The sequence below is a fragment of the Desertivirga brevis genome (genome assembly GCF_017355835.1).
Genome location: NZ_JAFEWF010000013.1, coordinates 157,017 through 179,076, shown reverse-complemented (window position 1 = coordinate 179,076; position 22,060 = coordinate 157,017). Strand labels below are relative to the sequence as shown.

At 39.5% G+C, this 22,060-nt stretch carries 20 protein-coding genes and 1 rRNA gene; 13 read left to right on the top strand and 8 right to left on the bottom strand.

Going from position 1 to position 22,060, the window contains the following annotated elements:
• Positions 1-6 precede the first annotated feature (6 nt).
• Together rrf and J4N25_RS24760 are read left to right on the top strand one after the other, a co-directional pair.
• Positions 7-118, top strand: a 5S ribosomal RNA gene (rrf, locus tag J4N25_RS24765).
• Between the two features lie 250 nt (positions 119-368).
• A complete protein-coding gene (locus tag J4N25_RS24760; protein ID WP_207424581.1) occupies positions 369-1,223 on the top strand; it encodes a bifunctional helix-turn-helix domain-containing protein/methylated-DNA--[protein]-cysteine S-methyltransferase in 855 nt (284 codons plus the stop codon).
• Between the two features lie 8 nt (positions 1,224-1,231).
• Here the strand turns inward: J4N25_RS24760 and J4N25_RS24755 are convergent, their stop codons facing one another.
• Entirely contained in the window at positions 1,232-1,849 is a 618-nt protein-coding gene (locus J4N25_RS24755) for an alpha-ketoglutarate-dependent dioxygenase AlkB family protein (protein WP_207424580.1), read from the bottom strand.
• Positions 1,850-2,103: 254 nt separating this feature from the next.
• Here J4N25_RS24755 and J4N25_RS24750 point away from each other — a divergent pair, with 254 nt between their 5' ends.
• From J4N25_RS24750 to J4N25_RS24740, 3 genes are read left to right on the top strand one after another with little or no spacing between them, the layout of a single operon-like run.
• A complete protein-coding gene (locus J4N25_RS24750) occupies positions 2,104-2,847 on the top strand; it encodes an ImuA family protein (protein WP_207424579.1) in 744 nt (247 codons plus the stop codon).
• Between the two features lie 3 nt (positions 2,848-2,850).
• Positions 2,851-4,353 (top strand): Y-family DNA polymerase, encoded by a 1,503-nt coding sequence (locus J4N25_RS24745; protein WP_207424578.1) that lies wholly within the window; start codon positions 2,851-2,853, stop codon positions 4,351-4,353.
• Between the two features lie 14 nt (positions 4,354-4,367).
• On the top strand, positions 4,368-7,592 hold the full coding sequence (locus tag J4N25_RS24740) for an error-prone DNA polymerase (RefSeq protein ID WP_207424577.1): 3,225 nt from the start codon (positions 4,368-4,370) through the stop codon (positions 7,590-7,592).
• A gap of 74 nt (positions 7,593-7,666) precedes the next feature.
• On the opposite strand, the gene J4N25_RS24735 is transcribed toward J4N25_RS24740, so the two are convergent.
• The 3 genes from J4N25_RS24735 to J4N25_RS24725 all read right to left on the bottom strand — a co-directional run bounded on the left by J4N25_RS24735 (position 7,667) and on the right by J4N25_RS24725 (position 12,625).
• Positions 7,667-8,398 (bottom strand): acyl-CoA desaturase, encoded by a 732-nt coding sequence (locus J4N25_RS24735; RefSeq protein WP_207424576.1) that lies wholly within the window; start codon positions 8,396-8,398, stop codon positions 7,667-7,669.
• Between the two features lie 153 nt (positions 8,399-8,551).
• Complete coding sequence (gene carB / locus J4N25_RS24730) at positions 8,552-11,368, bottom strand: carbamoyl-phosphate synthase large subunit (protein WP_207424575.1); 2,817 nt, start codon at positions 11,366-11,368, stop codon at positions 8,552-8,554.
• 306 nt (positions 11,369-11,674) lie between these two features.
• Positions 11,675-12,625 (bottom strand): energy transducer TonB, encoded by a 951-nt coding sequence (locus J4N25_RS24725; RefSeq protein WP_207424574.1) that lies wholly within the window; start codon positions 12,623-12,625, stop codon positions 11,675-11,677.
• Positions 12,626-12,743: 118 nt separating this feature from the next.
• On the opposite strand from J4N25_RS24725, the gene J4N25_RS24720 reads away from it, so the two are divergent.
• From J4N25_RS24720 to J4N25_RS24685, 8 genes are all read left to right on the top strand, one after another.
• Complete coding sequence (locus tag J4N25_RS24720) at positions 12,744-13,259, top strand: hypothetical protein (RefSeq protein WP_207424573.1); 516 nt, start codon at positions 12,744-12,746, stop codon at positions 13,257-13,259.
• A 120-nt stretch (positions 13,260-13,379) separates the two neighbouring features.
• Positions 13,380-13,988, top strand: a complete 609-nt coding sequence (gene pnuC, locus J4N25_RS24715; protein WP_207424572.1) for a nicotinamide riboside transporter PnuC — start codon at positions 13,380-13,382, stop codon at positions 13,986-13,988.
• Positions 13,970-14,503 carry an AAA family ATPase gene (locus tag J4N25_RS24710; protein ID WP_242696020.1) on the top strand — a complete coding sequence of 178 codons (534 nt, stop codon included), beginning with the start codon at positions 13,970-13,972 and terminating at the stop codon, positions 14,501-14,503. The genes pnuC and J4N25_RS24710 overlap by 19 nt, the downstream gene beginning before the upstream one ends.
• A 378-nt stretch (positions 14,504-14,881) precedes the next feature.
• Entirely contained in the window at positions 14,882-15,445 is a 564-nt protein-coding gene (locus J4N25_RS24705) for an RNA polymerase sigma factor (RefSeq protein WP_242696019.1), read from the top strand.
• A 7-nt stretch (positions 15,446-15,452) separates the two neighbouring features.
• Positions 15,453-16,016 (top strand): hypothetical protein, encoded by a 564-nt coding sequence (locus J4N25_RS24700; protein ID WP_207424569.1) that lies wholly within the window; start codon positions 15,453-15,455, stop codon positions 16,014-16,016.
• The gene (locus J4N25_RS24695; protein WP_207424568.1) at positions 15,997-17,259 is read left to right on the top strand and encodes a hypothetical protein; all 1,263 of its coding nucleotides are present in this window, start codon (positions 15,997-15,999) and stop codon (positions 17,257-17,259) included. The genes J4N25_RS24700 and J4N25_RS24695 overlap by 20 nt, the downstream gene beginning before the upstream one ends.
• A 104-nt stretch (positions 17,260-17,363) precedes the next feature.
• The gene (locus tag J4N25_RS24690) at positions 17,364-18,161 is read left to right on the top strand and encodes a TerC family protein (RefSeq protein WP_207424567.1); all 798 of its coding nucleotides are present in this window, start codon (positions 17,364-17,366) and stop codon (positions 18,159-18,161) included.
• Between the two features lie 28 nt (positions 18,162-18,189).
• Entirely contained in the window at positions 18,190-19,785 is a 1,596-nt protein-coding gene (locus J4N25_RS24685) for an FAD-dependent monooxygenase (RefSeq protein WP_207424566.1), read from the top strand.
• Here the strand turns inward: J4N25_RS24685 and J4N25_RS24680 are convergent, their stop codons facing one another.
• The 4 genes from J4N25_RS24680 to gmk form a co-directional block, all read right to left on the bottom strand.
• Complete coding sequence (locus J4N25_RS24680; RefSeq protein ID WP_207424565.1) at positions 19,786-20,025, bottom strand: hypothetical protein; 240 nt, start codon at positions 20,023-20,025, stop codon at positions 19,786-19,788.
• Positions 20,026-20,103: 78 nt separating this feature from the next.
• Entirely contained in the window at positions 20,104-20,706 is a 603-nt protein-coding gene (locus J4N25_RS24675; protein WP_369410883.1) for a MiaE family protein, read from the bottom strand.
• A 79-nt stretch (positions 20,707-20,785) separates the two neighbouring features.
• Complete coding sequence (gene nadD, locus J4N25_RS24670) at positions 20,786-21,358, bottom strand: nicotinate (nicotinamide) nucleotide adenylyltransferase (RefSeq protein WP_207424564.1); 573 nt, start codon at positions 21,356-21,358, stop codon at positions 20,786-20,788.
• Positions 21,359-21,443: 85 nt separating this feature from the next.
• The gene (gene gmk, locus J4N25_RS24665) at positions 21,444-22,013 is read right to left on the bottom strand and encodes a guanylate kinase (protein ID WP_207424563.1); all 570 of its coding nucleotides are present in this window, start codon (positions 22,011-22,013) and stop codon (positions 21,444-21,446) included.
• Positions 22,014-22,060: the final 47 nt, after the last annotated feature.

Sequence of the window (22,060 nt, the reverse complement as noted above, 5' to 3'; positions counted from 1 at the left end):
CCTTCTTCAGGTGCCTATATCGGCGGTGTCCACCTCTTCCCATTCCGAACAGAGAAGTTAAGCCCGCCAGAGCCAATGGTACTGCAGTAAAATGTGGGAGAGTAGGTCGGTGCCAACTTTTATTCAAAAGCCCTTCAGGAAACTGATAGGGCTTTTTTGTTTTTGTGGTTATTGGAATGCATGTATTTAAATACCCGTCCAAGAAGATCATCCACTCCTCGAATCCCTTCGGCATCGGCTCCACATTCATCAATTCAAATAGATGATGGCATATGAACTATTTAATTTAATACGCCCCAAATTACTATTCCGCAAGAATCGGATTGTATTATCCCTAAAAGCTTAAGACTTTTGTTTTTTAAAGCAGTATGAAACAGGAGCAATTGAACTACGAGCGCATTGCAAAGGCAATTGAATATATACGAGTTAATTTCAAAAAGCAACCTTCGCTGGAGGAAATTGCTGAAGTGGTAAATTTAAGCCCCTTTCACTTTCAACGTTTATTTACTGAATGGGCCGGCACAAGTCCTAAGAAGTTCCTACAATATATTAGTATATCTTATGCAAGAAAACTGTTAAAGGAAACAGGAGCTTCCCTTTTTGATGTAGCTTATGAAACAGGTCTTTCCGGCAATAGTCGTTTACATGAGCTCTTTATAAGCATTGAAGGGATGACCCCTGCTGAATATAAGAATGGCGGTAAAGATTTAAATATCCTATTTAATTGTGTAAGTAGTCCCTTCGGCCCTCTCCTACTAGCTTCCACAGAGAAAGGTATTTGTTATATGGCCTTTTGTGATGATGAAGTAGAAGAGATCGCCAAATTAAGAATATCATTTCCTCAAGCTACCTATCTAAAGGGGTTTGATAAGATGCAGGAAAACGCTCTTCTTATATTTCAGAAGGATTGGTCGAAGTTGGATCAGATCAAGCTGCATTTAAAGGGAACGAATTTTCAACTAAAGGTATGGGAAAGTCTTTTGAAGATCCCGATGGGAAAACTTTCCACTTATGGTGCTATTGCTCAAAGTATTAAGTTACCTAATGCCTCAAGAGCTGTGGGTACTGCTATTGGAAGTAATCCCGTTGCCTTCCTTATTCCCTGTCATCGGGTAATACAATCCTCTGGAAATCTTGGCGGCTACATGTGGGGATTAAATCGTAAGTCTTCTATGATCGGTTGGGAAGCCTCTGTAATAGACCCTCTTAATCTATCATACTAAGAAATTACTTAATTTCCCTGCTTGACAATTGTCCGAAAAGTTAGATTAACCCGTGCAGTTTTTATGCGGGTTGAGGGAGGAAGGCGATGCAACCAATGAGTTTGGGTTGTGCCTGCCATAATTAAAAGACTTCCATGTTCAAGTATTAACGATACCACTTCTTTGGTCTCTTTGTGTTTAAATGCAAATTTCCTTTCGGCTCCGAGGGATAAGGAAGCAATTGTACCATTCCTTTTCAAATCCTTTTCAGCGTCGCTATGCCAAGCCATTCCTTCATCTCCATTATGATAAAGGTTCAGCAGACAGGAATTAAATTGTTCACCTGTTTCTTCTTCTACGATAGATTTTAATTCCAGTAACTCTTTAGTCCAGGGGAGGGCGGTCTTGGTGCTGTTTGAATAAGTATAACTAAATGAGGTGTCTCCGTACCAGGCCACTTTCCGCTTAGTGTGTATGATCTTTCCAAAGATAATGGCCTCATCATTTTTCCACTCAATCAAATTAAGCAGGTGTTTTAGATAGTGGTCAGCCTCTTCCCTTTTAAATATCTTACCCAGATACTTAACTGTCCCGTCTTGAGGTAAATAATTCCTGTTTCTGTCTGTTCCGCTGTTGAAAAGGTCCATTTTTCAAAATTAAGTAATGACTATTTCTTTTAAAGATGCTTAGAGTAATTATATGAGACAATCCGGTTCTTGCTTTTTGTCTTTAAACAATTATTATGGTTAGCAATAGATTAATGTACTGGCCGATTATGGCCAGCAATATGTATTTAAGCCAAAAAATACTGTTGTAAAGATAGTTAGCCTTACTTCTAAATTCTTTTCTCAATAATCTGACATACTAAAAATTTTAGCATTATTTTTGTAACCATAAATGTATGGAACTGCGTATTTCAAAGAAAATCTTAATTGATAGGCTCCAAAAGGAAATCCTTTTGTTAGAAGGGTATAAACCTGCCAATGCCGGATCTCTCCGCTTTAAAGGTTTAGAGTCTATTGAAGCTGCTTTTCCAAATGCTGTGTTCCCAACTGGCACTTTACATGAATTTGTAAATCCTCTTCCTGAGCAGGCTGCTTCTACAAGTGGATTTATTGCTGGATTATTAAGTGTGATGATGCAAAATGAGGGTTATTGCCTTTGGATTAGTTGTAACAGAAGCATATTTCCTCCAGCTCTTAAAGCTTTTGGTGTTGAGCCTGACAGGGTTGTTTTTATTGATCTTAAACAGGAAAAAGACATCTTATGGGCCACAGAGGAAGCCTTAAAATGCAAAGGTCTGCTGGCTGTAATAGCAGAAGTGAGAGAAATTAACTTCTCTCAGTCACGCCGTCTACAACTTGTTATGGAGGCAAGCAAGGTCACAGGATTTGTCATGCTTAAAACTACAGGACGTCATAGTTCAACGGCATGTACTGGCCGATGGCAAATAACTCCTATTGCAAGTGAGCCTGAAGAGGGGTTGCCCGGACTTGGCTTTCCGCGATGGAATGTTGAACTGTTAAAGGTTCGGAACGGAAATCCAGGCTCGTGGAGATTCGAATGGAGTGCTGAAGGATTTAAGCAAATCGTACAAAAATCGTTTACGATCGATGTTCAAGAGCAATCACGAAAGGCAGGATAATGCATGCAAAAGCGTTTTGTATCAATATGGTTCAGGTATCTTGTTACCGACTGGCTTTGTATCCGTAAGCCAGAGCTTCTTCATGTACCTTTTGTTTTTGCAACTTCCATTCAAAACCGGAAAGTTATCACAGCAGTAAATTCGATTGCAGAAGCTGATGGTATACATACAGGAATGCCAGTAGCAGACGCAAGGGCAATGGTGCCTGTGCTGGAAGTATTTGATGATAAAGTGGACAGAAATGTGAAACTCTTAAAAGCTATCGGAGAGTGGTGTATACGATACAGTCCAATAGTCGCTATCAATGCTCCGGATAATTTAGTATTAGACGTTACTGGCTGTACTCATTTATGGGGAGGAGAATCACAATATCTACATGAGCTTATCAGCCGTTTTAAGAGTAGAGGATACTACATTCAAACTGCTTTGGCTGATACTGTCGGTGCAGCGTGGGCAATGGCTCATTTTGGTTTAAACGGGAGTGTTATTGAAAGCGGTAAGCAGGCAGAGGCACTATTACCCTTACCTCCGACAGCTTTACGGTTAGAAATGGAGGTGCTGGAGCGACTTCATAAGTTAGGGCTTTATCAGGTCCGTAACTTTGTTAGCATGCCACGTTCTGTATTAAGAAGACGATTTGGAGAAGGCATATTACAGCGATTGTCCCAGGCATTAGGAACAGAGGAGGAACCTTTATCACCCATTCATATAATAGAACCTTACCAAGAACGCCTCCCCTGTCTGGAACCTATTCATACTGTTTCTGGAATTGAAATAGCTATTCAAAAACTGTTGGATGTCTTGTGTCAACGCTTGTATAAAGAGAGTAAAGGTATACGGAAAGCAGTTCTTAGATGCTATCGAATAGATGGTCGTATCGAACAAGTGGCAATTGGCACCAACAAAGCCACCCATCATATACCTCATCTTTTTAAGCTTTTTCAAATAAAAATATCTTCAATAGAACCTGCCCTTGGAATAGAACTGTTCGTGATAGAGGCTACCAAAGTTGAAGAGATTTCCCCGTCTCAGGAGGCCTTGTGGTTGGAAAATGCAGGTCAAAATATGGAAGAGGTAAGTGAATTACTTGATCGCCTTTCAGCAAGAATTGGTGCAGAATGTATTCACAGATATTTCCCAGAGGAACATTTCTGGCCGGAAAGATCCATTAAGCTTGCTGTCTCCATAATAGATAAGCCTACGGCTATCTGGCCGACTGATAGGTACCGACCTACTCTTCTTCTTAGCAAACCCGAGAAAATTGAGGTTTCCGCTCCTATTCCTGATTATCCTCCAATGACTTTTCGCTATAAAGACAAATTGCACTATGTAAAAAAGTCTGATGGCCCAGAACGCATAGAAAGGGAATGGTGGCTGGATCCAGGAGAACATAGAGACTATTACCAGGTGGAGGATCAGGAAGGGAACAGGTATTGGTTGTTCAGATCAGGCCATTATTCTGATACGGCCACATCTGATTGGTACATTCATGGTTTTTTTGCTTAAGAAAGACAAGTGTTATGAAGTATATTGAACTTCAGGTTACGTCTAATTTTAGTTTTTTGAGAGGGGCCTCCCATCCAGAAGAGATGGTTGAACAGGCGGAGTTAATGGGATATTCTAAAATAGCTATCACAGACCGAAATACTTTTGCCGGTATTGTTAGGGCGCACTCTGCTTGTAAGGGCAAGAATATTAAATTGATACCTGCTTGCCGACTTGATCTACTAAATGGACCTAGTTTGCTGGCTTTTCCTCGATGTAAAAGCGCGTATAGTAAACTTTCATCATTATTAAGCAAGGGAAACCTGCGTACAGAAAAAGGGAAGTGTGACCTGTATAAGGAAGACATTTTTGAAATCGCTTCAGAAATTATTTTCATCGCTATCCCTCCCTTTTCTCTTAACCCTGATTATAACTTTGATCCTTCTTTTAAAGAAAGTCTTATCGAATACCACGAGATCTTTGGTGCAGCCCTATACCTTGCAGCAAGCAGGTCATATCAAGCTACTGACCACAAGAAACTTTTTCGTTTAGATCAGCTATCCAGGCAGCTTAATATTCCTTTAGTGGTTACCAATGATGTACATTACCATGTACCGTCCAGGCGAGAGCTGCAGGACGTGTTGACCTGTGTTCGCGAGAAGTGTACTATCCATACCGCAGGCTTTAAATTGCATCAGAATGCGGAGCGATACCTCAAAGAGCAAAAGGAAATGTACCGTTTATTTAGTCGTTATCCTGATGCCGTTGCCAGAACCATTGAAATTGCTGAAGCCTGCCAGTTTTCTCTTGATGAATTAAAATATGAATACCCAGATGAAATAACCTCTGAAGGAAGGACTCCACAAGAGGAGCTTACTTATCTTACCATTAAAGGTGCACATGAACATTTTGGTGATAATATCCCTGAAAAGGTAAAAAAAGCAATAGAGCATGAATTAACCTTCATTGAAGAGAAAAATTACGCCAGTTACTTTCTTACCGTTTACGATATTGTTCGTTATGCCAGGGAACAAAAGATCCTGTGTCAGGGAAGAGGTTCTGCCGCTAATTCTACAGTATGTTATTGCCTTGGTATTACCTCCGTTAACCCGAATAAGTTTGATTTGCTCTTTGAACGCTTTATTTCCTCTGCCCGTAATGAACCACCCGATATTGATGTTGATTTCGAGCACGAACGCCGGGAAGAGGTGATACAATATATTTATAATAAATATGGTAGGGATAGAACGGCGATCGTAGCTACAGTAACTCAACAGCATCAGAAAGGAGCAATGCGTGATGTTGGAAAGGTGATGGGACTATCACAGGATACCTTAAATAGATTAGCAGGAGCAATTTGGGAGTTTACAACAGAATGGTTTGAACCTGAACGCTTGATCGAACAAGGCTTGAATCCTGAAGATCTTTTGCTAAAGAAAGTTTTAGAGCTTACGGGCCAAATGATGGGGTTTCCTCGGCAGTTAGGCCAGCATACAGGCGGCTTTGTAATTACACAAGGAAAAATTACCGACCTGTGCCCTATTCTCAACGCACGGATGGAGAACCGAACTAACATTGAGTGGAATAAAGACGATATTGATGCATTAGGATTTATGAAGGTTGATGTATTGGCTTTAGGTATGCTTACATGTATTCGTAAAGCATTTGACCTGGCAAAGCAGCACTATGATCTGGATCTCACATTAGCTAGTGTTAATCAGGATGAAGATCCCAAAGTTTATGATATGATCTGTGATGCAGATACTATCGGCGTTTTTCAAATTGAAAGCAGGGCACAACAAACTATGTTGCCCAGGCTCAAACCTAGATGTTTTTATGACCTGGTAATTGAAGTAGCTATTGTTCGACCAGGTCCAATACAGGGAGATATGGTTCACCCTTATTTGAGAAGAAGGAATAAGGAGGAAGAGGCTGACATCCCTAAAGGACTGGAAGGTATATTGGGAAAAACATTAGGAGTTCCCCTATTTCAGGAACAAGCAATGCAGATTGCTATAGTAGCGGCAAGCTTTACTCCTGCTGAGGCTGACGAACTTCGCCGTAGCATGGCTACTTTTAAAATGAAAGGGCTAGTGAGCAAGTTCGAAGAGAAGCTAATAAATGGAATGAAAGCCAATGGTTATAGCGAAGAATTCGCAAAGCGGGTTTTCAAACAGCTTGAAGGCTTTGGTAGCTATGGTTTTCCTGAAAGCCATGCAGCTAGTTTTGCCTTGCTGGTGTATGTTTCTTGTTATCTTAAATGCCACTACCCTGATGTTTTTGCAACAGCGCTTCTTAACTCGATGCCAATGGGTTTTTATCAACCGGCACAGATTGTAATTGATGCACGTAAGCACGGTGTAGAGGTACGAGAGGTGGATGTTAATCACTCAGAATGGGATAATCTGATGGAAGAGAAATCTGGAAAATACTTCGCTATCAGACTTGGTTTTCGGCAGATTAAAGGAATAAGGGAGGATGATATAGAAGCTCTAGTTACTGCAAGAGGTAAAGGTTATAAAAGTATTACCTCTCTAAGGGAAGCTGGAGTATCTCATGCCGCTTTGGAAAAGCTGGCTGATGCAGATGCTTTCCGGTCCCTGGGGTTTGATAGAAGGCAAGCATTATGGGAAGTATCAGCATTACATGACCGGCCTGTAGCTCTGTTCGAAGGTCAACCTTCTGCAAGTTCTACAGAAGCGCAGATAGAACTTCCCTTAATGACTACTGCGGAGCATGTAGTACATGATTATGCAAGCACTGCTTTATCACTTAAAGCACATCCTGTCAGCTTTGTACGTGACCAGCTCCGCATGCTTCATATTCTATCCGCTAAAGAGATCACTGAAGCCAGAGATGGCGCCTTGGTGAAAGTTGCTGGTTTGGTACTGGTTCGTCAGCGACCAGGAACAGCAGGGGGTGTTTGTTTTATTACTATCGAAGATGAAACAGGCTTTACCAATCTTGTAGTGTTTCAAAAGTTATTCGAGAAGTACCGGAGGGAGGTTTTAGGTGCGAGATTGTTAATGGTTGAAGGAAAGGTGCAAAAGGAAGGCAAGGTAATTCACGTGGTGGTAAGGAGGTGTTTTGATCTTTCAAAGCTTTTAAGGGGATTAACAAAAAAAGAAACAGATAAATTGCCTGTGTTAACTTTATCACGGGGAGATGAAAGAAGTCCATTTCCTACAGTGAATAAGAGAACACAAATAAGAGAAAATGCACAGGAAGAAAATTTCCCGAAGGCAAGGAACTTTAGGTAGCCATAATATAGAGATGGCTGTTAAACAAAAGAGGAGCCTTTTGGACTCCTCTTCTTTTAAGTGTTTAATGTTATTTAATCCTTTCTGAGCTTAATAACCCTCATCCAATGTAAAACCTTGATCACAGGGTATGATGGATCAAATTCCCACCATTTTTGCGCAAAGTTTACATCATTTGGTTTCTTATGGTGGTTATTCTGGAACAGTTCACCTAGCATTAAGATATCAATTGGTAAAGTGTTCCTGCTATGATCGTGATTATCAAAGTTAGAGTACCCGTATTTGTGTCCACACCAGTTAACAATAGCCCCATGTAACGGTCCCATTAAAAAATGTAATGGAAGTAAAAGAAAGAACAGCCAATGTGGTGCAAAAAGGAAATAGAAAGCTATATATAAACCTATAAAACAAAAGCGGGTGAACCATAGGTCGCCAATCCTATCGATTATTGGCCATGTAGGATAACGGTCGCGGAACTGCGGCTCTGGCTCGGTCTTGTGCTTCAAATAATCAAAGTAAATGTTCTTGGTTTGAATCATCAATCCCCAAACATCTTTAATAAAGTGTGGAGAATGAGGATCCTTTTCTGTATCACTATAAGCATGATGCATGCGGTGCATAATGGCGTATGCCCTTGGATTTAGAAAAGAGGCACCCTGAGCTAAAAACGTTCCCATGTAGAAAAATCTTTCCCAGAAGAAGTTCATTTTAAACATCTTATGCGATGCGTAACGGTGTAAAAAGAACGTTTGGAAGAATAATGAAAGGAACCAGTGTGCCAGGAAGAAAATAAGAATAATGGTCATTAAAAATAGGGTAATAATATATATAATCGTTTAGAAACAGCTTTAGTTGTGGGCTGCTTATTCTAAACAACTTTTTTATATAAAAGTAACTGTCAAATTCGTCAACAGTTTAGACTTTTAAAAAAAAGGCGGTTCGAAAACCGCCTTCTTGTTTTATTTAGATAAGTACATTGACTTCTCTTTATACAGTTTAACGAAGTATGGATCGTGCAGATCTTTAATAAATCTGATAGCCTCTCCGGTCGACTTCATTTCAGGACCTAACTGCTTGTTCACTTCAGGGAATTTATCGAAAGAGAATACAGGTTCTTTAATTGCATACCCTTCAAGTTTTCTAACGATTGTGAAGTCTTTCAGCTTGTTAACACCTAACATAATCTTCGCAGCGATATTGATGTATGGAACATCATAAGCTTTTGCGATGAAAGGAACAGTACGTGATGCACGAGGGTTCGCCTCGATAACATATACTTTCTCATCTTTAATCGCAAATTGGATATTTAATAATCCAATTACATTAAGAGCTTTTGCCAGTTTGATAGTATATTCCTCCATCTGTCTGATCACGTTTTCTGACAAATTGAATGGTGGAAGTACTGCACTTGAATCACCAGAGTGAATACCAGCAGGCTCAATATGTTCCATTAAACCTACGATGTGTACATCTTCGCCGTCACAGATTGAATCTGACTCAGCTTCTTCAGCTCTGTCAAGGAAGTGATCGATCAATACACGGTTACCTGGTAGATCTCCTAATAGTTTTACTACAGCGTTCTCAAGGTCCGCATCATTGATCACGATACTCATACCCTGGCCACCTAATACGTAGCTTGGACGAACAAGAACCGGATAGCCTACGTGATGAGCAACTTCTAAAGCCTCTTCAGCTGTTTCAGCAACTCCGTAACGTGGATATGGAATATCTAAGTCTCTTAAAAGGTCAGAGAAACGGCCTCTGTCCTCTGCAATATCCATGTTATCGAAAGATGTTCCAATGATCTTGATACCCTTTTCATGAAGCTTTTCAGCCATTTTGAGAGCTGTTTGGCCGCCTAACTGAACGATAACGCCTTCTGGTTTCTCAAGATCAATGATTTCACGCACATGCTCCCAGAAAACTGGCTCGAAGTATAACTTATCAGCCATGTTAAAGTCTGTAGACACTGTTTCAGGGTTACAATTGATCATGATCGACTCAAAACCACATTCTTTAGCAGCTAAAAGTCCGTGAACACAAGAGTAATCGAACTCTATACCTTGTCCGATACGGTTAGGACCTGATCCTAATACGATGATTTTCTTTCTGTCGCTTACTACTGATTCGTTTTCATCTTCAAATGTCGAGTAGTAGTATGGTGTTTGAGCAGGGAATTCAGCAGCACAAGTATCCACCATCTTGTATACACGACGGATACCTAGTTCTTTTCTACGCTCATATACGTCATCCTCTGTTACATTGCCTAACAACCATGAAATTTGTACATCGGAGAAACCTTTCTGCTTGAGTGTGCAGAAGAAGTCTTTAGGAATGTTATTTAAAGTATAGCGCTTAAGTTCCTGCTCCAGTTGAACAAGCTCCTGGATTTGAACAAGGAACCATTTGTCGATCTTAGTAGCCTTACGGATAGACTCTAAAGGAACTCCTAAGCTGAATGCATCTTTTAAAAGGAAGATACGGTTCCAGCTTGGATGCTCTAACCCGTACATGATTTCTTCAAGATTACGGTTCTGTCTACCGTCTGCACCTAAACCAGCACGGCCTATCTCCAATGACTGACAAGCTTTTTGAAGTGCTTCGATGAATGTACGACCGATACCCATTACCTCTCCTACAGCTTTCATTTGAAGGCCTAATTCAGGATTTGCTCCCTTGAACTTGTCGAAGTTCCAGCGAGGGATCTTAACGATTACGTAATCAAGGGTTGGTTCAAAGTATGCTGAAGTAGTTTTTGTAATTTGATTTTCAATCTCATCAAGATTGTAGCCGATTGCCAATTTTGCAGCAATTTTAGCGATTGGATAACCAGTAGCTTTTGATGCAAGTGCTGATGAGCGTGATACACGAGGGTTAATCTCGATAGCGATGATCGCTTCAGTAACAGGGTCAACTGAAAACTGAACGTTACAACCACCGGCGAAATTACCAATTGCACGCATCATCTTGATCGCCTGATTACGCATATCCTGGTAACAACGGTCACTAAGGGTCATAGCAGGAGCCACGGTAATTGAGTCTCCGGTATGGATACCCATTGGGTCAAAGTTCTCGATAGAACAAATGATGATTACGTTGTCTTTGTTATCGCGAAGGAGTTCTAACTCGTATTCTTTCCATCCTAAAACGGCTTTTTCTACAAGAACTTCGTGAGTTGGGGATGCTTGAAGACCACGGCTTAATGCTGCATCAAATTCTTCTTTTTTGTGAACGAAACCGCCACCTGTTCCTCCTAAGGTATAGGAAGGACGAATTACCAGAGGGAAGCCAATTTCTTGCGCAGCTTCTTTTCCTTCAAGAAATGAGTTAGCAATTTTTGAAGGGGCAACACCAATTCCGATATCTACCATTAGCTGGCGGAACTCTTCCCGGTTTTCTGTCTTTTCAATTGCTGCAACGTCTACACCAATGATGCGAACGCCGTATTTTTGCCATATGCCACGCTCTTCTGCCTCTTTACAAAGGTTAAGCGCAGTTTGTCCACCCATTGTCGGAAGAACAGCGTCAATGTGACGCTCTTGTAAAATCTTCTCGATACTATCGCAGGTTAATGGCCATAAATAAACATTATCGCCTATCACGTTGTCTGTCATGATAGTTGCTGGGTTAGAATTGATAATTGAAACTTCAATTCCTTCATCTTTTAACGATAAAGCAGCTTGCGAACCTGAATAATCGAACTCAACGGCCTGACCGATGATAATTGGTCCTGAACCGATAATCAGGACTGATTTAATAGAGGTGTCTCTTGGCATTAGGGCTAAATTATTATTATTTCTAAAAGTCGATTGACTTGAGAATCAAGAGGAAATCTTGTCTGTGAAGAAAAATCCCGACTTGATTGTCGGGATGCAAAGGTATAAAAAAATAGCTTTTTGCAGAACTGTAAAGTGAATCTTATCATTATTTTAATGAAAAAAATCTTTATGAACAGTTCTTCATAGCGGTATACCTTTCATTGGTGATCCTGGTTGCCTTTTTTCGGTAGTTAGTGCTACTATTCATTATATCAGCAATGATGGAGTATAAATGTCAGTTAGGTATAAAAGAGTTCCTGTAATTTAACCAAAGTTCATTTTAATAGGCATAGTATAAGAAACCCTTACTGGTACTCCCCGTTGTTTTCCAGGCTGCCAGGGCTTCAATCTTTTAAGTACGCGCACGGCTTCTTCAGCTGTACCGTAACCTGGATTTGCAATGATCTTTATATCAGTTAGGGATCCGTCACTTTCGACAACAAATCCAAGAATGATTCTGCCATTAACTTTTGCGTCTCTTGCTGCTATAGGAGAATTATAGTTTCTGGCGAAATCATTATAAAATTTTTCCATTCCTCCTTTATAAAGAGGCTGCTCTTCAAGTAACAAATATTCATAAACATAAGAGCCCTTTTTAGAGACTCCCTTTAGTAAGATACCATCCTTATATTCTTCTTCAAAAGATAACTCCCTGCCTTTTCCAGTCCATTTCCCTTGCCTAAGTCCATTTGCTATTTGCCCTTCTTCCCATATTTCATTCTCTTCGTTAAGATCTTTATAAATTCCCTCGCCGTTAACGACTAATCCATTTCCTGCCGAATCCAAAAGACTTACTACCAACTCCTGAGCTTTTTTGATCTTTGTCGTCGAGTCCTGATAGATAATGTTCTTTGTGATCTTTTTAACGTTTCCGCTTGCGTAGTAGAACTTATTAATTCCCGTAGCCATGCCTTTGATATAGTTTACTTCTGATTTAAGTTGGCCTTTTGGAAAATAGCTTTTAACTGGTCCTTCAAGTATTAATTGTTTTTTGTTTGAGGTTATACCTTCACGTTTCAATACGTTGTTTAGATAATATTCCTTAAAAGGAAAGATCTTCTCCCCATTTTTTAAGTCAATAATAGTCCGCGAAAATTCTGCGCTGTCTTTTATTGATACTTTCTTATTATCCTTTGAATAATAAATAACCGTAGTGTCCTGCGAGAAAACCGGAAATGCAAACAGGAATGCAATTAGTACTAAAGAGAACTTCATAGATTGTAAGGTTTGTTTAAACATACTGTAATTCATAGACAAGGTTTTGCTAAGAGCAAATTACCAAACCTTTTTTAATAACTGATGTTATTGTTAGACTATTTTCACACGCACACACATGAAAAAGATAATAATAGGATTCATTGCTATTGCTGCCATCGTTGGCTGTAGTACCCTGCAATCAATTGTACGATCTACGTTGCCCTACACTGCCACTTTGATTATTCCTGCATCTACCAGCACCGGAACCGCACGTTCTGCCGTTAGTCAGGCCAGCAGTGTCGACCAACTGTTTGGGACTAAAACTAACTCTCAAATTAAAGAGGTTAGAATTGCTTCGGCACGTATTGAAGCAAGCAACCCTTCAAGCCAAAACCTTGGAGTTTTCAGTTCGGTAAGATTATATCTTTCCAGAAGTGACGGCTCCGGGGAGGTTCTGGTTGCACAAAGGAGCGATATTGGTACTTCTACCGGTTCAAGCCTTGTTTTGGATATCGATAATTCACGTTTTTTAGATGACATCATCAAAAGCTCTTCAGCCCGCTTAAGGATGGAGTACGTGTTAAGGAATCAGCTAAATACTGATGTTAGCGTAAGGGCTAGCTTAGGCTTTTCTTCTTCACCGGTTCAGTAAATACTATTTCTTCATAATTATTGTTTGGTTAATTAAGCCTCCTATCCGGGAGGCTTTTTCGTTTCCAGACATCCCGTGTAAGCCTATTTGAGGAGGATTTATTATGTAACTTTGCATCTAATGGACATAAACCAGCTATTCTCGCTTGTCGTAAAACAGTTTGAAGAAACATCCTGGCTGGAATGGCTAGGTATTGTTACAACTCTTGCCTGTATCTATCTCGCAGCTAAAGAGCATATATTAAACTGGCCGGTATCAATTATTGCATGTGGCGCCTATTCCATGCTGTATTATCAGTATAAGCTCTACGGAGATTCCTACCTTCAGATATATTTTCTCATAACAGCTATTTACGGATGGGTTTATTGGTTAAGAAAGAAGCAGCAAAAAGATAAGCCTGTTGTTAGTCTTACTTCAAAAGAGTGGCTATACACCGTTTTTGCAATTACTTTTTTCACGATTGCCTTAAGTAAGTATCTTGATAAGTTTACAGACACCGACGTTCCTTATGCCGATGGTTTTTGTACAGCAATGAGTTTTGTGGCTCAATTTCTAATGACGAGAAAGGTGATTCAGAACTGGATATTATGGATTATTGTTGATCTATGCTATGTGCCATTGCTGTTATATAAAGATCTTGCGTTTACAGCTTTATTATATCTCATACTTGTGGGACTGGCAGCTAAAGGCTATTTTGAATGGAAGAAAACATGGAAGTTAGCACAATAAAGAAGATAGCAGTTGTAGGACCTGAATCGACTGGAAAATCGACTCTTTCAGCTCAATTAGCCGAACATTACAATACTGTTTGGGTGCCGGAATACGCGCGTGAGTATTGTGCAGCGCTTACAGAGCCATGCAGCTGGCAGGATGAAATAAATATGTTCCATGGGCAACTTAAACTGGAGAAAGAGCTTTTGCCCAAAGCTAACCAACTGCTTATATGTGACACTACTTTTATTACCGTAAAGATCTGGAGTGATTATACTTTTGGTAAGGCTCCACAAGAGGTATTAGACGAATTACCAAAACATACGTATGATCTTTACCTCCTTTTGGATATAGATCTGCCCTGGCAAGAAGATCCCTTGCGGGACTTCCCGCATCTAAGGGAACATTTTATGCAGGTATGGCATAGAGAGCTTCAAAGTTTGGAAGCCAATTATATTACTATATCAGGCTCAGATCTGGAAAGACTCAATAATGCAATTAATGCTATAAATCAATATCTTAACAAATATTAACACTATTATTCAATATGGATTATTACTTTTGTAGTGTTGGTGAAACAAATTTCCTTAAATGATACCCTTCTTTAAGGACTTCAAATAAAAATAATTTAACGGCGCAGTAAGGCGGATTGATAGGAATGGTAATTGTATTGGATTTAACTGTAGCTTAATAGCTTTCAATTGGCTTACCTCAATAAGCATACATACGTTCTTTTTAAATTAATGATCGAAAAAAAGCCCTCCCATCAGGAGGGTTTTTTGTTTCATATACCTCCTACACATAAATTTCCCCTGCTATCTAAAAATAAAATAGAACTCTGCTTCAAAAAAAATTTAATCCCGTGCAACACTAGGTATTGGTGCGCGTCTATTAACCTGAAGCTAAATAATTTGGAAGCTGTATACATTGACCCGCATTTCAACCTGGTGGTTGAGTGTAAAGACGGAAATCGGAAAGCGCAATTTGAATTGTACAAGCTTTATTCTAAAGCAATGTATAACATAGCAATGCGGATCCTTAATGATGCGGATGAAGCAAGCGATATGCTGCAGGAGTCGTTTATTGACGCATTTTTACGAATCAAGGAATTTCGTCAGGAATCAAGCTTTGGAATGTGGATCAAGCAGATTGTAGTCAATAAGTGTATATCACAGCTTCGAAAAAGGAAATTTGAATTCCTGTCAACAGAAGAAGTAGATCTTTCTGAAATCCCTGACGAAGATGAGTTTAATGAAGAAGAGCTTCAGCTTCAGGTAGAGGAAGTGAAAAAAGCTATTCACATGCTTCCGGAAGGTTATCGAATTGTTTTGTCGCTCTACTTATTGGAAGGGTATGATCACGAAGAAATTGCCTTCATTCTAAAGATCACAGAGAGTACTTCCAGAACGCAGCTGTTAAGAGCTAAAAGGAAACTGACAGATTTGTTAACAAAAATTAAAGCAAAGGATATCTAAATAATTTATGGAAAAGAGAGAAAGATTAGAACAGTTTATTAGAGATAACCGAAAAGAATTTGATGAATTTGAGCCCTCTTCTGATTTATGGAGCAGGATAGAGAAAGGTTTGGATCAAGCTGAAAAAAAGCAGCCAAAGAGAGATAAGGTAGTAAAGCTGAAAATAGTCTTACGCATAGCTGCCATGTTTTTGATGTTTTGCACTTTCGGTATCCTTTATATCAGGCATCAAATGAAAGCTCCTATCGATATAGCCAGCATAGATCCGGAATTAGCGAAGCAGCAATCTCATTACGTTTCGGTAATTGAATTTAAAAGAGAAGAGCTTGTACAGATCAGAAATCAGGAGCCTGAACTTTATCAGGAGTTTTCTGCAGAACTAGAGAAACTTCAGACTAATTATAAAAAGCTTCAGAAAGACCTGAAGACAAGTCCGAATCAGGAAGTAACACTTAAAGCGATGATCAAAAACCTGCAGGTGCAGGCACAAGTGCTTAATCAGCAATTGTCGATCATCGAACAATTAAAACAGTTGAGAGGAACTCAAGACAATGAAAACAAAGGTATTTAATATAGCGCTTCTTATTGTTTTGTTTACAAACCTTGCGTTTGGACAAAAAGAAACCTTAGGGCAAAAGGAATTTAATGAATTGAAGCAACTGGAGTCGCTTGAACAGGAAGTAAATTCGACAGTAGTTGAAAGCCTGTCGCAATGTTTAGCACAGTTGAATGGGAAGAAGCTTTCTGTGGTCCGGTTTAAATCGCCATCCTCGATTGTTTCTTTAATACCTGAAATCCCCGAAATTCCAGAAAAACCAGAAGCTCCGGAAGCGCCCTGTGTTCCACAACCTCCTGATTTTTCTCAACCCGAATCTCCCAACCGGTTTTCTGAGAGAACTAAAAGCATCATCAGAGAATATAAGGTTAATGGCAACGACAGGCTTTCTATAGATAATCAATTTGGCAATGTCCAGGTTAATCTTTGGAATAGTAGTGCAATTAAGGTGGAAATATCTATGAAGGCATTCGAGAGCAATGATGCAAAAGCTGAAGAACTGCTAAATAATATCTCAATTTCAGAGTCTAAAGACCACAATCTAATTGGCTTCGTAACTCATATAACCAAAGCAAACAGAGGAGGAGATTTTTGGGGTATCAGGCGGTTTAATGGAGGTACAGAGAGAAGAGGTGTTGAGGTCAATTATACAATTTACATGCCTTCGAAAAATCCTCTTGATGTTACTAATAAATACGGAAATATCAATCTTCCTGTTTTAAGTGGAATTGTAAACGTTAACTGCTCATATGGAAACTTAAGGGCTGATAAGCTCCTAAATTCTGCTAACAGGATTAAGGTTGCTTATGGAAAAGCTATAATCGAAGAATTAAGAGCTGCTAATCTGGATATTGCCTATGGAGGAGTAATTCTTGAATCAGCAGATTATCTTAATGCAACAGTAAGTTATTCATCAGCTAAGATTGGAAAACTATCAGGCGACGGCAAACTAAATGTCAGGTATTGTGGAGGATTTAAAATAGCTGAAGTAGACAGGAGAATAAAGACTTTAAACGTTGATGCAGCTTATTCAAACGTTTCTTTAGGATTTGAGCCAGCTGCTAGTTTTGATTTCGATGTAACTGTAAGTTATGGAGGTTTTAATTATGGCGACGACAATGTAGTGGTTGTAAATAAGTCGCCAGAGAACAACTCCCGCGGACCGCATTTTACGAAAAATTACAAAGGACAAATTGGTAAAGGATCTGATGCAAAGGTTACTGTGAATTCAAAGTACGGGTCTGTACATTTTAATTAGGCTATTAAGCATCCACATACGTTCTTTTTAAATTAATGATCAAAACCTTCCCCCTGCGGGAGGGTTTTTTGTTTTTATAGCATCTTATATACATTGTAAATATTATGGAGATTTTAGCAAACCCGGAGATTTGGATATCTCTTATTACACTTACTGTATTAGAAATTGTATTAGGTATAGACAATATCATTTTCATTTCAATTTTAGCAGGAAAGCTTCCAGTTCACGAGCAGAAAAAAGCACGTCAAACTGGTTTAGCTCTGGCAATGTTTACTCGCATACTTTTATTGCTTTCACTAAGTTGGATCATGAAGCTTACTACTCCCTTATTTAATATTGGAGAGTGGATAGGTGTAGGCAATGCATCCCTCCTTGAAAAAATGGCGATTTCCGGACGTGATCTAATTCTGCTGATTGGCGGATTATTCCTTATTTATAAGAGTACAAGCGAAATACACGAAAAATTGGAGGGTGTGGATCATGCACAGGAAGGAGGAAGGGTGCATTCTTTTTCTGGTGTAATCATTCAGATCTTAATTCTCGACATTGTATTCTCACTGGATTCGGTAATTACAGCTGTTGGAATGGCTGATGAGGTAGGGGTTATGATCGCTGCAGTGGTAATAGCTGTATTTATTATGATGGTAGCAGCTGGTAGCATAAGCACTTTTGTAAATAATCACCCTACAGTAAAAATGCTTGCTTTGTCGTTCCTGTTATTAATAGGGGTATCGCTGCTGGCTGAAGCATTCGAACAACATATTCCTAAAGGTTATATCTACTTTGCAATGGCTTTCTCGGTGTTAGTGGAAATGCTAAATTTGAAGATGAAAGCTACAGCTGAAAAACCGCTGCACTTAAAGAATACACCCAAAGAGCACCAGATTAAGGAAGGTGTGTAGCCGGATGAGATTGTGTCCGGGGTAATATATGACAAAGCTGCCATCTGAGATATCTGTACTAATAGTAGGTGCTGGTCCTTCGGGATTAATGATGGCAGCTCAATTATTGCGTCAAGGAGTTCACCCTGTTATTATCGATGCAAAGACACAGCCTACAGTAGAATCGCGAGCATTGGTTATTCAGCCCCGCTCCCTCGAGATTTTCCGGCAATTAGGTCTTGATGAAGCCTTGATTGAGCAAGGTAACATAGTAAAAGAACTGTCAATGCATCGAAGCTCTGATGAGGTGTCAACTGTAGACTTATCAGAGCTTGCTGAACCTAGCACTGCATTCCCTTATGTTCTTATCCTGGAGCAAAGTAAAACCGAGCGGATATTAATTGATTATCTTACGTCTAACGCTTGTCCCATTTATTGGAACACGCAGTTTTTGCGATTAAACCAGTCTGACGAAGGCGTGATCGTAGAATTAAGCAGGGAAGACGGGAAGCAATCTGTTAGTACACGTTGGTTGATTGGAGCAGACGGAGCCTCAAGTAATGTACGTAGCGAGTTAGGTATTGCTTTTAAAGGAGGAACGTATAAACACCGGTTTTATCTGGCTGATCTTAATATACATAAAGAGTCGGGACCTGACTCCATCAGGGTCTTTTTAAAAGATGAGGGCTTTGTGGCCTGCTACCCTATGAAGGGCGACAATGTTCGGTTTATAGGAGTTTTACCACGAACATTAGAGCAACGGGAATCGGTAAGTTTTCAAGATATTAAGCCCTATTTGACCTATACCCTCGATTTTTCAACACAGCAAGAGAATTCTACCTGGTTCTCATTGTACAAGCTTCATCATAAGATTGCTGATCGTTTTCAGGCGAGAAATTGTTTCCTGATTGGAGATGCTGCTCATGTCCATTCTCCACTTGGTGGGCAGGGAATGAATACAGGTATACAAGATGCATACAATTTGGCCTGGAAATTAGCCGGCGTGGTTAATAGAGATTTTGACCGGAAAATACTTAGAACTTACGAGGAAGAAAGAATGCCTGTCGCCAGGCGAGTATTAAAAACGACCGACAGATTATTTACCCTTGGTGTATCTAAAAGCACAGTGGTAAAAATATTTAGAAACTGGCTGCTGCCTAAATTAATTCCGGCAATCTGGTCAGCAGAGGAAGTAAAGAAGCAAATTTTCTCCTCGTTGTCCCAAGTGCATACTACCTATAAAGGAAATTTATTGTCGGTTGACCATGGTAGCGGTAAAAAGGTTAAGGCTGGTGACAGGCTGCCCTACATAGCCCTGTATGATGAGAAAAAGGGAAAAGAAACAAATCTGCACAATTGGTGCCTTAAAACAGGCTTTACCCTTCTGGTTATAGGAAAACTGAATGACCGCGATTTATTTCTTCTAGCTAAATGGATTACAGATACCTATCCCCAAGGATTAAATTTTTATTATTTACCGCCTTCTGAAAAAAATAAGCATCTGTTTAAATATTTCGAGATTACTGAGAAAAGTAAAAAGGCCTTGATTGTTAGGCCAGATATGCATATCGGGTATATTAATGATGCCGTTGTTATAGAATTGCTGGATACATATTTGAAAGAGACTGTGGGATGGAAAAAGTAATTAAAAAGTTCCCAACTCTTCTTTCTTCTTATCACCGTAAGCCCACTCTTCGTTATCATTCAACTCCCGGCCCTTGTACTCGCCATAACGAATAATCACATAAGCAAGGTAAATAATTACCAGTGGAGAAAAGAAAAACATAATCCAAACGGTACGTTCAAAGCCTGAATGAAGCAGGATCAGAAAAGTCAGTAAGTATAGGCTAGCAAAACTTATAGCAAAATTTGTGTTCTTTATCATAGGTGTTTTTTTGGAAACAACCTGATCTTCACCCTTTTGTTTGCTGTTGACGTTGGCTTGCTAACGCTGCGTTTCTAATTAGCCGTGGATTGTCTCTTTCTTTCCGTAGTTCTGGATCACCTCAGCTTCAAAACTCAGGAACTCCTCCCAACGCTTATCCACATCTATACCTTCTCCATATTTTTTAGCAAGTTTTATAAAAGTAGTATAGTGGGTAGCTTCACTTATCATAAGCTCGTGATAAAAGGCTGATAGCTTTTCATCATTAATATTTTCAGAGAGTACTTTGAATCGTTCGCAGCTGCGGGCCTCTATCATAGCAGAAAAAAGGAGTCTGTCTATTAATTGTTGCTGTCTGCCTCCGCCTTTTATAATAAACTTTGCTAGCTCGTTCACGTAATCATCCTTACGTTCTCTCCCTAAAATAAAACCCCGTTCAAGTATAATGTCGTGCACCCTCTTAAAGTGATCCATCTCTTCCTGAACTAACAAGGCCATTTCCTGTACCAGATCAGACAGGTTAGGGTTTTGAACAATCAGGGTTATAGCATTGCTGGCCGCCTTCTGCTCGCAAAAGGCGTGATCTGTTAATATTTCTTCGATATTGCTTTCTACTACATTTTTAACCCAGCGAGGGTCGGTAGGCAGCTTTAGCTTAAGGATTGTTTTCTCGGTGCTCACAATACAAAGTTAAGACTTATTGATTTCGAAATAATAAACTATTGATTTTTGAACAGAAGCAGCCTTAATGTAAAAAAGTTTACCCGTATAGGTTTTTGCTGTCGATAAAACTGAATACCTTATCGGGGATCATATATTGTACGCTTTTACCTTCTTTTATAGCTTTTCTGATGAAAGTGGATGATATCTCCATAACAGGTGTATCAGTTATAGAAATTGATGGATGCGAAGCCAGTTCTGCAGCATCAAAACCGGGACGGGGGTATACAAGGATGTTATAATCCCTCAGAAGGATTTCGTAGTTCTTCCATTTCTTGAGGGATGTTAAATTATCAGCGCCCATGATCAGGGTGTATTGATGCTCGGGATACCGTTCCTGCAGATGAGTCAGGGTGTCTATAGTGTAGGATGGTTGTGGAAGCTTGAACTCGATATCGCTTACCTTGATCTTATCGTTATCCTCTGTTGCAAGTCTCGCCATTTCAAGTCTGTCGTACATATTAGCCAGACTGCTTTTATTCTTTAAAGGATTATGTGGAGAGACAACAAGCCACACACTTTGAAGGTCAGAATAATTAGCCATGTAATTAGCTATTATTAAATGACCCACATGTATTGGATTAAATGACCCAAAAAATAAACCTACTTTCATGCCTTTTTCATCCCTTTCAAAGATTCTATAACAAAGAACCCTTCAATTGTTTCATGCTGGTTTGTAAGCTTCCTTTATTACGTGTTTATCCAAAAAGAAACTTTCTCACAATCCTTTCTGCTTCTTCACATGCTGTTTGCAGATCATTATTAGGAAGAATAATATCAAAACGTTCTGCATATTGAAGTTCCTTTCCCGCTTTATCAATTCTTTCTTTTAGCTTTTCCGGACTGTCGGTGCCTCTAGATCCCAGTCTTTGTATAAGTACTTCCAATGACGGAGGCTGAACGAAAATAGCAAGAGCATTATCCTCATATTTTTTCTTCAGTCGCAGGCCGCCTTCTACATCGATGTCAAAAACTACATGTTTTTCAGCGTCCCAGATACGTTGAATTTCAGATTTTAGTGTTCCGTAAAAAGTTCCTGAGTAAACTTCTTCAAATTCAACAAACTCATGCTTGGCTACTTTATGCAGGAACTCTTCTTTAGATATAAAGTAATAATCCTTTAAGTTTTCTTCTGTTCCACGTGACTCACGGGTAGTAGCGGAAATAGAAAATTCAAGTTGGGGGATTTTTGATAAAAGGTAATGAACAATAGTAGTTTTACCTGCACCAGAAGGAGCTGAAAATATTACGAGTTTGCCCTGAGTCATTTTAATTTATTGAAGCTTTAAGTCAGAGTTCTAGCTGTTTATCTTGA

Coding starts and splice junctions, on each gene's coding strand:
- J4N25_RS24760 (WP_207424581.1), top strand. CDS start 369: ATGAAACAGGAGCAATTGAACTACGAGCGCATTGCAAAGGCAATTGAA.
- J4N25_RS24755 (WP_207424580.1), bottom strand. CDS start 1,849: ATGGACCTTTTCAACAGCGGAACAGACAGAAACAGGAATTATTTACCT.
- J4N25_RS24750 (WP_207424579.1), top strand. CDS start 2,104: ATGGAACTGCGTATTTCAAAGAAAATCTTAATTGATAGGCTCCAAAAG.
- J4N25_RS24745 (WP_207424578.1), top strand. CDS start 2,851: ATGCAAAAGCGTTTTGTATCAATATGGTTCAGGTATCTTGTTACCGAC.
- J4N25_RS24740 (WP_207424577.1), top strand. CDS start 4,368: ATGAAGTATATTGAACTTCAGGTTACGTCTAATTTTAGTTTTTTGAGA.
- J4N25_RS24735 (WP_207424576.1), bottom strand. CDS start 8,398: ATGACCATTATTCTTATTTTCTTCCTGGCACACTGGTTCCTTTCATTA.
- carB (WP_207424575.1), bottom strand. CDS start 11,368: ATGCCAAGAGACACCTCTATTAAATCAGTCCTGATTATCGGTTCAGGA.
- J4N25_RS24725 (WP_207424574.1), bottom strand. CDS start 12,625: ATGAAGTTCTCTTTAGTACTAATTGCATTCCTGTTTGCATTTCCGGTT.
- J4N25_RS24720 (WP_207424573.1), top strand. CDS start 12,744: ATGAAAAAGATAATAATAGGATTCATTGCTATTGCTGCCATCGTTGGC.
- pnuC (WP_207424572.1), top strand. CDS start 13,380: ATGGACATAAACCAGCTATTCTCGCTTGTCGTAAAACAGTTTGAAGAA.
- J4N25_RS24710 (WP_242696020.1), top strand. CDS start 13,970: ATGGAAGTTAGCACAATAAAGAAGATAGCAGTTGTAGGACCTGAATCG.
- J4N25_RS24700 (WP_207424569.1), top strand. CDS start 15,453: ATGGAAAAGAGAGAAAGATTAGAACAGTTTATTAGAGATAACCGAAAA.
- J4N25_RS24695 (WP_207424568.1), top strand. CDS start 15,997: ATGAAAACAAAGGTATTTAATATAGCGCTTCTTATTGTTTTGTTTACA.
- J4N25_RS24690 (WP_207424567.1), top strand. CDS start 17,364: ATGGAGATTTTAGCAAACCCGGAGATTTGGATATCTCTTATTACACTT.
- J4N25_RS24685 (WP_207424566.1), top strand. CDS start 18,190: ATGACAAAGCTGCCATCTGAGATATCTGTACTAATAGTAGGTGCTGGT.
- J4N25_RS24680 (WP_207424565.1), bottom strand. CDS start 20,025: ATGATAAAGAACACAAATTTTGCTATAAGTTTTGCTAGCCTATACTTA.
- nadD (WP_207424564.1), bottom strand. CDS start 21,358: ATGAAAGTAGGTTTATTTTTTGGGTCATTTAATCCAATACATGTGGGT.
- gmk (WP_207424563.1), bottom strand. CDS start 22,013: ATGACTCAGGGCAAACTCGTAATATTTTCAGCTCCTTCTGGTGCAGGT.